The organism is Mesorhizobium sp. M8A.F.Ca.ET.208.01.1.1 (genome assembly GCF_004791315.1).
GTDB lineage: Bacteria > Pseudomonadota > Alphaproteobacteria > Rhizobiales > Rhizobiaceae > Mesorhizobium.
This window is the reverse complement of the sequence record NZ_SRUT01000001.1, coordinates 1,836,132-1,848,671: the sequence shown is the minus strand read 5'-3', so window position 1 is coordinate 1,848,671 and position 12,540 is coordinate 1,836,132. Positions and strand designations below refer to the sequence as shown.

At 63.3% G+C, this 12,540-nt stretch carries 11 protein-coding genes; 1 reads left to right on the top strand and 10 read right to left on the bottom strand.

All coding sequences use genetic code 11. From position 1 onward, the window contains the following. Positions 1–93: 93 nt before the first annotated feature. The 9 genes from EN851_RS09505 to rpsF all read right to left on the bottom strand — a co-directional run bounded on the left by EN851_RS09505 (position 94) and on the right by rpsF (position 8,423). Positions 94–753, bottom strand: a complete 660-nt coding sequence (locus EN851_RS09505; RefSeq protein ID WP_135929050.1) for a CvpA family protein — start codon at positions 751–753, stop codon at positions 94–96. 44 nt (positions 754–797) lie between these two features. Beyond that, positions 798–2,201: a DNA repair protein RadA gene (gene radA, locus EN851_RS09500; RefSeq protein WP_127871425.1), complete on the bottom strand. Its 1,404-nt coding sequence runs from the start codon at positions 2,199–2,201 to the stop codon at positions 798–800. A gap of 125 nt (positions 2,202–2,326) precedes the next feature. Beyond that, positions 2,327–3,817 carry a replicative DNA helicase gene (locus EN851_RS09495; protein ID WP_127871426.1) on the bottom strand — a complete coding sequence of 497 codons (1,491 nt, stop codon included), beginning with the start codon at positions 3,815–3,817 and terminating at the stop codon, positions 2,327–2,329. Between the two features lie 238 nt (positions 3,818–4,055). Next, positions 4,056–5,027 (bottom strand): small ribosomal subunit Rsm22 family protein, encoded by a 972-nt coding sequence (locus EN851_RS09490; protein WP_135929049.1) that lies wholly within the window; start codon positions 5,025–5,027, stop codon positions 4,056–4,058. Between the two features lies 1 nt (position 5,028). Further along, on the bottom strand, positions 5,029–5,352 hold the full coding sequence (locus tag EN851_RS09485) for a YnfA family protein (protein WP_127280224.1): 324 nt from the start codon (positions 5,350–5,352) through the stop codon (positions 5,029–5,031). 89 nt (positions 5,353–5,441) lie between these two features. Next, the gene (locus tag EN851_RS09480) at positions 5,442–6,734 is read right to left on the bottom strand and encodes a cyclopropane-fatty-acyl-phospholipid synthase family protein (protein WP_127280225.1); all 1,293 of its coding nucleotides are present in this window, start codon (positions 6,732–6,734) and stop codon (positions 5,442–5,444) included. Positions 6,735–6,886: 152 nt separating this feature from the next. After that, entirely contained in the window at positions 6,887–7,471 is a 585-nt protein-coding gene (gene rplI, locus EN851_RS09475) for a 50S ribosomal protein L9 (RefSeq protein ID WP_127871428.1), read from the bottom strand. Positions 7,472–7,686: 215 nt separating this feature from the next. Next, on the bottom strand, positions 7,687–7,935 hold the full coding sequence (rpsR, locus tag EN851_RS09470) for a 30S ribosomal protein S18 (RefSeq protein WP_006203718.1): 249 nt from the start codon (positions 7,933–7,935) through the stop codon (positions 7,687–7,689). Next, complete coding sequence (rpsF, locus tag EN851_RS09465) at positions 7,935–8,423, bottom strand: 30S ribosomal protein S6 (RefSeq protein WP_027144123.1); 489 nt, start codon at positions 8,421–8,423, stop codon at positions 7,935–7,937. Before rpsF ends, rpsR begins: the two co-directional genes overlap by 1 nt. 464 nt (positions 8,424–8,887) lie before the next feature. Between rpsF and EN851_RS09460 the strand changes: the two genes are divergently transcribed. Further along, complete coding sequence (locus tag EN851_RS09460; RefSeq protein ID WP_135929048.1) at positions 8,888–10,528, top strand: pilus assembly protein; 1,641 nt, start codon at positions 8,888–8,890, stop codon at positions 10,526–10,528. A 45-nt stretch (positions 10,529–10,573) separates the two neighbouring features. Here the strand turns inward: EN851_RS09460 and EN851_RS09455 are convergent, their stop codons facing one another. After that, positions 10,574–12,535 (bottom strand): LTA synthase family protein, encoded by a 1,962-nt coding sequence (locus EN851_RS09455; protein WP_127871431.1) that lies wholly within the window; start codon positions 12,533–12,535, stop codon positions 10,574–10,576. Positions 12,536–12,540: the final 5 nt, after the last annotated feature.

Here is a 12,540-nt window from a genome sequence, read left to right as displayed (position 1 = left end):
CTAAAATCGCCATATAAGGCGGTCGCGCGTCGAAAGCAACGCGCTGCATGCGATCGTTCACATGGATCGATCGCCAGACATCCCGTTTGGACCTCAGTTCGCCGGCGCTGGCGCCGGCTTGGCCGTGTTGTCGGCGGGGCCGGCGTCGTTGTCGTCGGGCGCTGGCGCATTGGCGTCGTCGCCGCCGGTTGGAGCATCCGCCGCCGGTGCGTCGGGCGCGGCGGGCGTCTCGGCGGCCGGCTGATTCGGATTGAGCTTCTTGAGGATGGCGTTTTCCGGATCCTCCGGCAGCAGGCTTTCCAGCTTGGCGCCGATCTGTTCCAGCAGCGGCCGCGACTTGGCTTCCGTGACCCAGGCCGGGGCCTTGGCGCCGGCCAGCCAGTTGAAGAACAGCAGCGCCACCGCGACGACCAGGACGCCGCGCGCGGCGCCGTAGAGGAAGCCGAGCGTGCGGTCGAGCGCGCCGATGCGCGAATCGATGATCCAGTCGGCGAGCTTCATGGTGATGACCGAGACCACGATCAGCGCGATGATGAAGACGACGCCGGCGGCAGCGGCCATGGCGATCTTCTCATTGTCGATATAGGGCTTCAGGTAGGGCAGGACCGGCTTGTAGAAGAAGAAGGCGGCAGCCGCCGCCGCCGCCCAGGACACCACCGAGAGCACTTCGCGCGAAAAACCGCGAACCATGGCGAGCATCGCCGAGACCAGGGTGAAGCCGACGAGAATTCCGTCAAGCAGCGTAATCGGCATGTCTTTCGCCCCACTCTGTCTTGCTCACCACCGGATGAGCCGCGTCACTCTTCATCGTCGGCACGGCTTCGCCGTGAGCCGGCTATACGCGCCACGAGGTCGGCAAGCTCGGTGGGTTGGAAAGCGCCGGCCCCGATCCCTCCAGCAAGTTCCTCGCTGCCCAAGGGCAGAACCGCGCTACCAAAACCCAGTTTTTCGGCTTCCTTGAGGCGCTGCTGCGCATGCGCAACCGGCCTCACCGCGCCCGAAAGGCTGATTTCGCCGAAATAGACGCAATCGGCGGGAAGGGCAAGACCGGTGAGCGAGGAAACCAGTGCCGCGGCGACCGCGAGATCGGCCGCCGGCTCGCTGATGCGGTAGCCGCCGGCGACGTTGAGATAGACGTCATGCTGGCCGAAACGGACACCGCAATGCGCCTCCAGCACCGCCAGCACCATCGACAACCGAGCCCCGTCCCAGCCGACCACCGCCCGGCGCGGCGTGCCGAGCGAGGAGGGCGCGACCAGCGCCTGGATCTCGACCAGAACGGGCCTGGTGCCTTCCATGCCGGCGAAAACCGCTGCTCCCGGCGATTTCGCGTGCCGTTCGCCGAGAAAAAGTTCGGACGGGTTGGAGACCTCGCGCAGACCCTTGTCCGACATTTCGAAGACGCCGATCTCATCGGTCGGTCCGAAGCGGTTCTTCACCGTGCGCAGGATGCGGAAATGGTGGCCGCCTTCGCCCTCGAAATAGAGCACGCCGTCGACCATGTGCTCGACCACGCGCGGACCGGCGATCTGGCCTTCCTTGGTGACATGGCCGACCAGCACGATCGCGGCACCCGTGGATTTGGCGTAGCGGATCATTGCCTGGGCGGCAGCGCGCACCTGGGTGACCGTGCCCGGCGCCGAGTCGGCTAGGTCGGTCCACAGCGTCTGGATCGAATCGAGGATGACCAGATCCGGCCGCTTGCCGTCGGCGATCGTGGCGAGGATATCCTCGACATTGGTCTCGGCCGCCAGTTCCACGGGCGCCGACGCGACGCCGAGCCTCTGCGCGCGCAGCCTGATCTGGGCAACCGCCTCTTCGCCCGAAACATAGACGATGCGGTGGCCCTTGGAGGCAAGAGCGGCCGCGGCCTGGGTGAGCAGCGTCGATTTGCCGATACCGGGATCGCCGCCGACCAGCAGTGCAGAGCCCCGGACGAAACCGCCACCGGTGGCGCGGTCGAGTTCGCCGATGCCTGATATGATGCGCGGCGCGTCCTCGATGTCACCGGAAAGCGTGGTCAGCACCACCGCGCGGCCCTTGCGGGCATTGCGCGTGTTGGCAGGCCCCGAGCCGATGCCGCCCGACGTGCCTTCCTCGACCAGCGTGTTCCACTCGCCGCAGGCATCGCATTTGCCCGCCCAGCGCTGATGCACCGAACCGCAATTCTGGCAGATGAACTGGACGCGGGATTTGGCCACGCTTTTACCTTCCCGCCCGGTTGCGGGCGCGGCGATCCTTCGCGCGCCCCTCTGTCCGGCAAGGCAGAAGGGGGCGCCGTAGTACGCCTTGCTTCCGCATTTCTGTTGCGACCGCTGGCAAGAGGCTACTCGAACCTCTCCGCGATATGGTGCTCTTCGGCCAAATCAGAGAAGCGGGTGAATTCGCCGTGGAAGGCGAGCGTGACCGTGCCGGTCGGTCCATGGCGCTGCTTGGCCACGATCACCTCGGCCTTGCCGCGCATCTCGTTCATCTCGTTTTCCCACTTGACGTATTCCTCGGTGCCGAGCTTCGGCTCGCGGTTCTTGAGGTAATACTCCTCGCGGTAGACGAAGATGACGACGTCGGCGTCCTGCTCGATCGAACCGGATTCGCGCAGATCGGAGAGCTGCGGGCGCTTGTCGTCGCGGCTTTCGACCTGACGCGAGAGCTGCGACAGCGCGATGATCGGCACGGTCAGTTCCTTGGCCAGCGCTTTCAGGCCCGTGGTGATCTCGGTGATTTCCTGCACGCGGTTCTGCGAGGACTTGGCGGATGAGCCCTGCATCAGCTGGATATAGTCGATGACGATCAGGTCGAGGCCACGCTGGCGCTTCAGGCGGCGCGCGCGGGCAGACAACTGAGCAATGGAAATACCACCGGTCTGGTCGATGAACAGCGGGATCTTCTGCATGGTCTGCGAACAGGCGACCAGCTTTTCGAAATCCATTTCGCTGATTTCGCCGCGGCGGATCTTCGAGGAAGAGATTTCCGTCTGTTCGGAAATGATACGGGTCGCGAGCTGTTCGGACGACATTTCGAGCGAGAAGAACCCGACGACACCGCCATTGGCCGCCTTGAACGAGCCGTCGGCCTGTTGTGCCGGCACATAGGCCTCGGCGACGTTGAAGGCGATGTTGGTGGCGAGCGATGTCTTGCCCATGCCCGGACGGCCGGCAAGCACGATCAGGTCGGAGGGCTGCAGGCCGCCCATGCGGCGGTCGAGATCGCGCATGCCGGTGGCGAGGCCCGACAGACCGCCGTCGCGCATATAGGCGGCGTTGGCCATGTCGACCGCGGTCTTGACCGCGTCGGTGAAGCTCTCGAAGCCGCCGTCATAGCGCCCGGTTTCAGCCAGTTCGAACAGGCGGCGCTCGGCGTCCTCGATCTGTTCGGAAGGCGACATGTCGACAGGTGCGTCATAGGCGATGTTGACCATGTCCTCGCCGACCGTGATCAGCGCCCGGCGCGTCGCCAGGTCATAGATGGCGCGGCCGTAATCGGTGGCGTTGACGACGGTGACGGCTTCCACCGCCAGCCGCACGACATATTGCGCCACCGTCATGTCGCCGACCTTTTCGTCGGCCGGCAGGAAGGTCTTCAGCGTGATCGGCGTCGCCGCCTTGCCCATGCGGATCAATTCGGCCGCGACGTCGAAGATCTTGCGGTGCAGGGGTTCATGGAAATGACCGGACTTCAGGAAATCGGACACCCGGTAGAAGGCATCGTTGTTGACCAGGATGGCGCCAAGCAGCGCCTGCTCGGCCTCGATGTTGTTGGGCGATTCGCGATAGAGCGGTTGCTCCGCCACGCCGAATTTTCGCGCTGCCTCTGCCATGATGTCCCCATTTTCGATCCCGCCCTTTCGATATCAGAACTGGACAAGTCGGTGCTGACTTATCTGCAACAGCCCGTGTCGAAGCGGCTTTGATACTCGCGATTCACAGCCAAAATTTTTCCGTGGAAAGAATCGCAATTGACTCGAATCGAGAGTTGCGAGTTTAGCGTTTCTCGAAGGAGAACAAAACAGGAAAGTGGAGCGATTGGCACCGGATTGCGGAGCCGTCGCGTTCGTTTCATCCTCGTGCCAGCGCATCGCCCCAGTCCAGCCGCCGCGCCACCTTGAAGGCGTCGCCGTCGCGTTTGGTGAAGAGCTTTTCGCCGGCTCTGCCGTCTGCTTCGCAGAGTTTCAGCGACACCTTGCCGGACCCTGACTTCGGCGGCGCGATCACCCGTGCGGCGCGGGAGACAGCCGGCTGGCGCGAAGCGGCGACATAGATGAATTTCTCGTCCTCCCATGGCACATCGGCGTCCTTGGCCAGCCGGTGCAGGCGCGAGCGGGCGACGCGGCGGGAAAAATGGCACCAGTCGGGCGGGTTGAGCGGGCAGGGCGCTTCGTGCGGACAAGGCGCCAGCACATGCGCGCCGGCGGCGATCAATTGCTGGCGCACCGCCAGAATTCGCTGCCAGCCCGCCGGCGTGCCCGGCTCGATAATCAGCAGCGTGCCGGTCGTGAGGTGCCATAGCCGGTCGATCATTTTGGCCAGGGATGCTGGCACGATCTCGTCCAGCACATAGGCGCAAGTGACGAGGTCCGCGGGCTGGAGGTCGGCAAGGTCTGTCGTGACATCGCCGGCCTGCCAGATGGTCCGGGCCGCGATCGCATCGGCGGCAAGTGTCTCGCCGATTTTGCGCACCGCGGCACTCGCCTCCAGCAACGTGGCCAGTTCCAGTTCAGGCCAGAGGTCGCTGGTGGCCCAAAGCATCGTACCAGGGCCGGCGCCGACATCGAGCAAGGTTTTCGGCGTGAAATCCGGCCGGGCTTCGGCGAGCGCATCGAGGCTGGCGCGGACCGCGGCATAGGTCGCCGGCAGCCGCGTCGCCAGATAGGCCCTGACCGCCATGTCCTGCGCCATGTGCAGGCGGCCGTCGCGCAGTTCGGCGCGGTAACGGTCGGAGAGCGTCTTTGCCGCCTGCTTCAGGTCCGGCAGCGGCACCTTTTCCAAAATGCGATCGACAGCCTGTCGAAGAGGGGCCGGCAACTCCACGCTATGCTCCTCGCGGCACGAGCAGGATGATCGAGGCACCTGCCACGCAGAGTGCCGCACCGCCAAGATCCCAGCGGTCGGGCCGCACGCCTTCCACCAGCCAGAGCCAGGCCAGCGAGGCTACGATGTAGATGCCGCCGTAAGCGGCATAGGCTCGCCCTGCTGCATTGGTGTCGACCAGTGCCAGGAGCCAGGCGAAGACAAGCAGCGAGACAAAGCCCGGCGCCAGCCACAAAGGCGATTTTTCCAGCCGCCACCAGGCCCATACCGAAAAACAGCCGGCGATCTCGGCCAGCGCTGCGGCGGCATAGAGGAGATAGGTCATGAAAAAGGCCTCGCGACGATTCACGAGGCCTTTTTCGGGGCAGGAGCCTGCAATGGCAAGCGCCAATAATGCGTTCTGCAGCGCCGTTCCTATTCCGCCACCTTGCGGCGCCGGGCCGGCTTGACGGGCTTCTCGACTGGAGCCGCCTCGCGGCGACCCATGTCGCGCATTTCCAGTGCCTTTTCGCATTTGGCCATGTAGTCGCGCGTCATCGGCAACGTGTCGTTCTTCTTGGTGATCTGGAACTGGAAAATCACCAGGTCCTGCCAACGGAAGGCAGCCTCCGAGGCGGCCAGATAGAACTCCCACATGCGGCAGAAGCGTTCGTCATAGATCGCCTTGGCCTTGTCGCGGTTGGCGGCGAAGCGCTGGCCCCAGTGCTTCAGCGTGTCGGCATAGTGGAGCCGCAGGATTTCGACGTCGGTGACCACGAGGCCGGACTTTTCGATCGCCGGCAGCACCTCGGACATCGCCGGAATATAGCCACCCGGGAAAATATACTTGCGGATGAAGGCGCTGGTCGCCCACGGCACGCCGGAGCGGCCGATCGTGTGCAGAAGCATGACACCATCAGGCTTCAGCAATGTTGCCGCCTTGTCGAAGAAGGTTCGGTAATGGTTGACGCCGACATGCTCGAACATGCCGACCGAGACGATGCGGTCGAAGCGTTCGTTGAGCTCGCGATAATCCTTCAGTTCAAAATGGACGTGGTTTTCCAGCCCTTGCGCATGCGCCCGGTCCGTGGCGACGCCATGCTGTTCGGTCGACAGCGTCACACCCTGCACGTCGACGTCGAAAGCCTTGGCGAGATAGAGGCCGAGCCCGCCCCAGCCGGAGCCGATGTCGAGCACCGTCTGCCCTGCTTTCAGCCGGAGCTTGGCGGCGATATGGCGCTTCTTGGCTGCCTGCGCCTCTTCCAGCGTCATGTCCGGTTGCTCGAAATAGGCGCAGGAATACTGCATGTCCTCATCGAGGAAGAGCCGGTAGAGTTCACCTGACAGGTCGTAGTGCCGCTGCACGTTGCGGCGCGAGCGCGAGGCGGTGTTGATCTGTTGCAGGCGGCGGAAGGCGTGGCGCAGGCCCTCGATGGCTTTCGACCAGGTCGCGTCGATGCCGCCGCTGCCCATGTTCTGGAAGGCAATGCGCATCAGCCCAAGCACGCCGCCTTCAAGAATGTCCAACTCGCCGTCCATATAGGATTCAGGCACCGCCAGCATCGGATCGAAGGAGATGGCGCGCTCGGCATGGCGGGTCTTGATGTGCATATGCACCGGCTCGCCGCTGCCGTCGCCGAAGATGAATGTCGAACCCTTCGGCCCGGTTACCTTCAGATTGCCCGTTCGCACCAGGCGGTCGAGAACGCGCTTCAACAGAATATTCATGTCCAATGTCCCCTCACGGTCAGACAGGCTGTCCTACTCTGCATCAATATATAGGGTTTCGAAAAGTTCCTTTTGGCACAAAAATGCCCGGGCGAGAGGCCCGGGCATTGGTCCAGAATGGCTGGAGAGCGGTGGTCCGAGGACCTGTGCGATCAGGCGTTGTCTTCGCCGCCTTCGAACTCGGCATTCGGATCGAAGAAGTTTTCCGGCCGCGCATTGTCGTTGATGTCGTCGCCGTAAATGGCTTCGGCGGTGGTCAGCGTCTCGCCCTTGGCCTGGCGTTCGGCCTCGTCGGCCGTGCGGGCGATGTTGAGCGTGATGGTGACTTCGACTTCCGGATGCAGCGCGATCGCCACATTGGTGAGGCCGATGGTCTTGATCGGCTGGTTGAGCTGGATCTGGTTGCGGTTGACCGTGAAGCCCTCCGCGGTCAGCAGGTCGGCGATGTCGCGGGTCGACACCGAACCGTAGAGCTGGCCGGTCTCGCCGGCCGAACGCACCGCGATGAAGCTCTTGCCGTCAAGCTTTTCGGCGACCTGGGCCGCTTCCGACTTGCGTTCAAGGTTGCGGGCTTCGAGTTGGGCGCGCTGGCCCTCGAACTTCTTCTTGTTCGCTTCGTTGGCGCGCAGCGCCTTGCCCTGCGGCAGCAGGAAATTGCGGGCAAAACCGTCCTTGACCTTGACGGTATCGCCCATCTGGCCGAGGCGGGAAACGCGTTCGAGAAGAATGACGTCCATGGCTATGTTCCTTTTGGTTGGGCGTCCGTCCACGAGGCCGACGCCGAATTCTCTGGAACAGGTCAGGAAGCAAAAGGGCGTTGCCGCCGGTGTCGCTGTCCTGCCTGTCGCGGCAGTTAGAGGTTATTGACCTCAACTCGGGATTTGATGGCTAGCCGGTCATGCCCGTCATGGCCGGCGACAGGAACGGGCGGCGAACCGCCCGTTCGGAAGAATTAGCGAACCACGTAGGGCAGCAGGCCGAGGAAACGGGCACGCTTGATCGCCTTGGCGAGCTCGCGCTGCTTCTTCTGGCTGACGGCGGTGATGCGCGACGGCACGATCTTGCCGCGCTCGGAAATGTAGCGCTGCAGCAGACGCACGTCCTTGTAGTCGATCTTCGGTGCGTTGGCGCCGGAGAACGGGCAGGTCTTGCGGCGGCGATGGAAAGGGCGCCGGGTCGGGATCTGATTGATGTCGACCATTATTCTGCACCCCCTTCAAAACCTTCGCGCGGACGGCGCGGACCACGGTCGCCGCCTTCGCGATCGCCGAACGAACGCGGGCCACGATCGCCGCGGTCGCCGAAGCTGCGCGCCGGACGATCGCCACGGTCACGATCGCCGAAGCCGCCGCGCTCGGAGCGCTCTTCGCGCTTCTGCATCATGGCCGAGGGACCTTCCTCATGCGCCTCGACCTTGATGGTCAGGAAACGCAGCACGTCCTCGGACAGACCCATCTGGCGCTCCATCTCGTTGAGCGCTGCCGGCGGGCAGGTGAGGTCCATCAGCGTGTAGTATGCCTTCCGGTTCTTGTTGACCCGGTAGGTGAGGGACTTCAGTCCCCAGTTCTCGACCCGGCCGACGGACCCGCCATTCGCTGCGATGACGCCCTTGTACTGTTCGACAAGCGCATCGACCTGCTGCTGCGAGAGGTCCTGCCGGGCAAGAAACACATGTTCGTAAAGAGCCATTATGGTTCAGTGCCTTTCTTCGTTTCTCTCCCGGTTCCCGGCGGCAAAAGCCTCTGCAACTTCTCTGACCCGCATGTGCCTCGAAAGGCGCGGGAAGAAAGGAGCATGACGAGACGGTCGAGAGCGGAGACACGGGAGGCGGAAGCGCTTCTGGCTTCACACGAAGGTTCTCGAAAAAACCTCCGGCCCTCCGTTCAGCCCCCAGCTGGGACCGGCAGATTGGCGGCGTCTATATAGCAATCCACCGATAAGGCAAGGGCAAGCGGCGTCCCCGATGTCGCAACCACCAGAAAATCAAGCCGCGGCGCCAGCAAGGCCCGGCGATTTTCCCCGGCAACCGGACCTTAACCACAATGTCAGGTTGCGCAGGGTTGCCCTCCGCCGTCAACGGTCGATTCATTATGAAAGGTGCAAAAGCCCGGACAGCCGTGCATGACAAGCGGCAAGCATTTTCGGGGGTAAGGATGCTTCTCAACAGGTTCTGGCGCTCGAAGAGCGGCAATTTCGCGCTTCTCATGGGATTGGGGCTACCCGCCATTCTGTCGGCAGTGGCCTTCGCGACCGATGTCTCGACCATGATGCGGGCGAAGAGCAACCTGCAGAACGCGATCGATGCGGCAAACCTTGCCTCCTCGCATCTTGGCGATCTCGACATGACCCGCACCGATGCTTTCGACCGCTATTTCCAGGCCAACATCGCTGGCCATGGCGAACTCGTCAACGCGCAGGCGACCCTGACCGTCGATAGGGGCGTCAATTTCATCAAGACCAAGGCGGTCGCCTCGGCCGACGTCAATCTGAACTTCGCTTTCCTGTTTGGCCAGAGCAAGCACATCGTGGTCGATGCCTCGGCGGCCGAGTCCAATAACCAGCTCGAAGTCGTGCTGGTTCTGGACAATACCGGCTCGATGGCTGGCGCCCGCATGACGGCTCTGAGGACGGCGACGAAGTCGTTGCTGGATACGCTCGAATCGACAAAGTCGCCGACGCGCCAGGTCCGTGCCTCGCTGGTTCCCTTCGTCACGGCCGTGAACGTCAATGGCGACGGGTTCGATCCGTCCTGGATCGACATGGACGGCAAATCCTCGACCAACGGTATCAATTTCCCCGTCATCGACGGCAAGCGCCCGAACCACATGGCCCTGTTCAGGCAGCTCAAGGACACCGGATGGGCCGAGCCCGGATGGAACGACACGGGATCGAAGGGCTGCGTGGAGGCGCGGGCCGGCGCCTACAACATTTCCGACACGCCGCCCGACCCGGCTAAGCCCGACACGCTGTTCGTTCCCTATTTTGCGCCGGATGATCCGGGAGATGCGCAGATGCCGTCCAGTTCCTATGGCAATGAGGCAAAGTACTACAACAATTCCTATCTCAGCGACGCCAGCGACACGGTCAAGCTAGACAAACAGAAAGGCGACAACCGGCTCGGCATCGACTTCAGCGGCCTCGACAGCGATCCCGACAAAGCCACCAAGGAACAGGTTGCCAAATATGTGGCGCCGGCCAAGGAACTTATCACCGAGACAGGAACTCCCGTCACCGTTGGTCCCAACCGTTCCTGCCCGACCCCCGTCGTTCCCCTGACCGACGATTTCGACAAATTGCGTAAGGCGGCGAGCCAGATGACGGAATGGAACGGCTCCGGCACCAACGTCTCGGAGGGGCTGTCCTGGGGCATGCGGGTGCTCTCGCCCGGCGCGCCCTATACCGGCGGCGCGCCATTCAAGACGCCTGGCGTCAGCAAGATCGTACTCCTGCTCACCGACGGTGAGAACGTCGTCTACGGCGCCAGCCAGCAATCGACGAAGTCCGACTACACATCCTACGGCTATCTGGCGGGTGGCCGCTTCGGGTCGGACAATCAGACGACGGCGGCCCGCAATGTCGACGGCTGGACGAAGAGCGTCTGCACGCAGTTGAAGAACCAGGGCGTGCAGATCTACACGATGGTGCTGCAGTCCGACACCGCTGCCAACCGCACGCTTTACAGCGCCTGCGCTTCCGATCCGAGCGATTATTATGCCGTCAACGATCCGGCCAAGCTGCCGAATGTTTTTCAGCAGATCGCCAACAAGTTCTCGAAGCTGCAACTGACGAATTGAGCGCCCGATGCCGAGAGCGCGCGATACATCCGGGGGGTCCAGACCTCAACTCGTGTGGGCGACAACCTTGTCGACCGTCTCGGGGAAGAAGTCGGGCGCGGCATGGCGCTTGCCGAACATCATGTCGTACTGGATCAGCCGGAAGTCGCGGATCGCCGGGTCGATCTCTTTCTGACGCGACCAGTCGGCCGTGGCCGCGCCGGCCGGCGTGAGCAGCAGGTTGCGGTCGACAACGCGATAGCGCTCCCGCATCTCGCCCAGGAAGCCGGTGTAGTAGGGGTGGGTGATGCCCGCGGCGGTGAGGATATGATAGGGCAGGAACGCAGGACTCACCGTCCCCAGATTCTCGACCGGGCCCGAACGGTTCGACCAGATGATCAGCGGAGTCGCGTGATGTTCGAGAGCGGCCTCCGGCGTCGGTTCCTTGCGGGGCGCGACGTTGTCCTTCAGGAAGCCGGTCTCGACATAGACCGGCCCGAGCGGCGGCAGGTGGTCACCGAAAAAGGCGACAATCGTTGGCCGCTCGCGCGTCTTGGCCCATTCGATCAGCCGCTCGAGGCCGCGGTCCGCGTCGGCTGAACCCTCGGCGTAGGAGAGCAGCGAGTCACGCGCCCACTGGCTGATCGGCGCCTGCACCGAGTGGGTCGGGTTCGAATAACGGTTCGGCTCATACGGGCCATGGTTCTGCAGGCTGACCGCGAAGAAGAAGACGGGGTCGTCGCTGGCGTCGGCTTCGCGGATGATCTCGTCGGTCATCGCGGCGTCGGATGCCAGCGGTCCGCGCTTTTCCATGGGCGGCAGCGTTTCTTCCGATTTGAAGTCGTTGAAGCCGAAATCGGCATAGACGGCGCCGCGATTCCAGAACCAGTTGGTGCCTGGATGGATGGCGCGTGCCCTATAGCCTTCGCTCTTCAGGAAGGTCGCCATCGACGGCGTCGGGGTGCGTACATATTGCTGGTAGGGGATGCTGCCGGCCGGCAGGAAGGCGTTCGAGAACCCGGTCAGCGCTTCGAATTCGATATTGGCGGTCATGCCGCCGAATTCGGGCGAGAACATCGAGCCCGAGCGGAGCGACCGCACATTGGGGATCGGATCGGGCGTGATGGTGACGCCGGGCAGCTTGGTCGAATCCCAGAAGGATTCGCTCATGACGATGATGATGTCTGGCTTCTGGGCCGGCACCGAGGCGCTCACATCGGGCCTGTCGATCGCCGCGATTGCCTTGTCGGAATAGCCCGGCGGGGCAGAGACGTGCGCCATCGGCACGTTGAGCGCGAAGGCGAGCGCAAAGCCGTTGGAGGCGTAGTTTTCCTTCTGGTCCCACATGATCGGGATGATCTGCAGCCGGTCCCTGGTCCACGAGAAGGTGGCGTAGTCCATGATTGAGACGAAGAAGGCGAGCAGCGGCACCGCCAGCGTCAGCCGGGCGAGGCGGCCCTTGTGGCTGAGAGCTGGAACCTTGCGGCGCCAAAGACGCCAGCCGTAGACGAGCAGGGACAGGCCGACCACGATGCCCGCGACCATGGCGAGCGCGGTCATTGGCCGCTCGCGCACCAGCAGCGGCAACAGCGCGAAGATCTGTCGGGCGTAAAGGAAGTCCGTCGGATAGAGCGGGTCGCCGAGATAATGCGACTTCTGGTGGCCGACAAAGGCCAGCGATAGGGTCAGCGGCGCGACGATCATCAGGCTTTGATGACTGCGGCCGAGCACGGCATCGAGGCCGATCAAGACCAGCGCGAACACGACGATGGTGGTCCAGCCCGGCTTGAACGGCTGCAGGAAGAAGGAAACGGTGCCGGCGACATCACCGCGCACGATCAGTTCGATGGCGAACACCATGACGGCCGAGATCGCCAGGCTGATCAGCCCGTAGCGGACGACCGGCCATCTCCGGCCCGGCAGATAGCCGGTGGACGGATCGTCTTCCAGGAATTGCGGCGCGGCGTTGCCGGCACGTTTCGAACTCTTTGCCACTTTAACTTCCCACCCAAAGACAACCCACGTCATTCGAT

Excerpts from the sequence above, each read along its gene's own strand:
- EN851_RS09485 (WP_127280224.1), bottom strand. The coding sequence starts at position 5,352 with ATGACCTATCTCCTCTATGCCGCCGCAGCGCTGGCCGAGATCGCCGGC.
- rplI (WP_127871428.1), bottom strand. The coding sequence starts at position 7,471 with ATGGACGTCATTCTTCTCGAACGCGTTTCCCGCCTCGGCCAGATGGGC.
- EN851_RS09480 (WP_127280225.1), bottom strand. The coding sequence starts at position 6,734 with ATGAATATTCTGTTGAAGCGCGTTCTCGACCGCCTGGTGCGAACGGGC.
- EN851_RS09460 (WP_135929048.1), top strand. The coding sequence starts at position 8,888 with ATGCTTCTCAACAGGTTCTGGCGCTCGAAGAGCGGCAATTTCGCGCTT.
- EN851_RS09455 (WP_127871431.1), bottom strand. The coding sequence starts at position 12,535 with ATGACGTGGGTTGTCTTTGGGTGGGAAGTTAAAGTGGCAAAGAGTTCG.
- rpsR (WP_006203718.1), bottom strand. The coding sequence starts at position 7,935 with ATGGTCGACATCAATCAGATCCCGACCCGGCGCCCTTTCCATCGCCGC.
- EN851_RS09495 (WP_127871426.1), bottom strand. The coding sequence starts at position 3,817 with ATGGCAGAGGCAGCGCGAAAATTCGGCGTGGCGGAGCAACCGCTCTAT.
- EN851_RS09505 (WP_135929050.1), bottom strand. The coding sequence starts at position 753 with ATGCCGATTACGCTGCTTGACGGAATTCTCGTCGGCTTCACCCTGGTC.
- rpsF (WP_027144123.1), bottom strand. The coding sequence starts at position 8,423 with ATGGCTCTTTACGAACATGTGTTTCTTGCCCGGCAGGACCTCTCGCAG.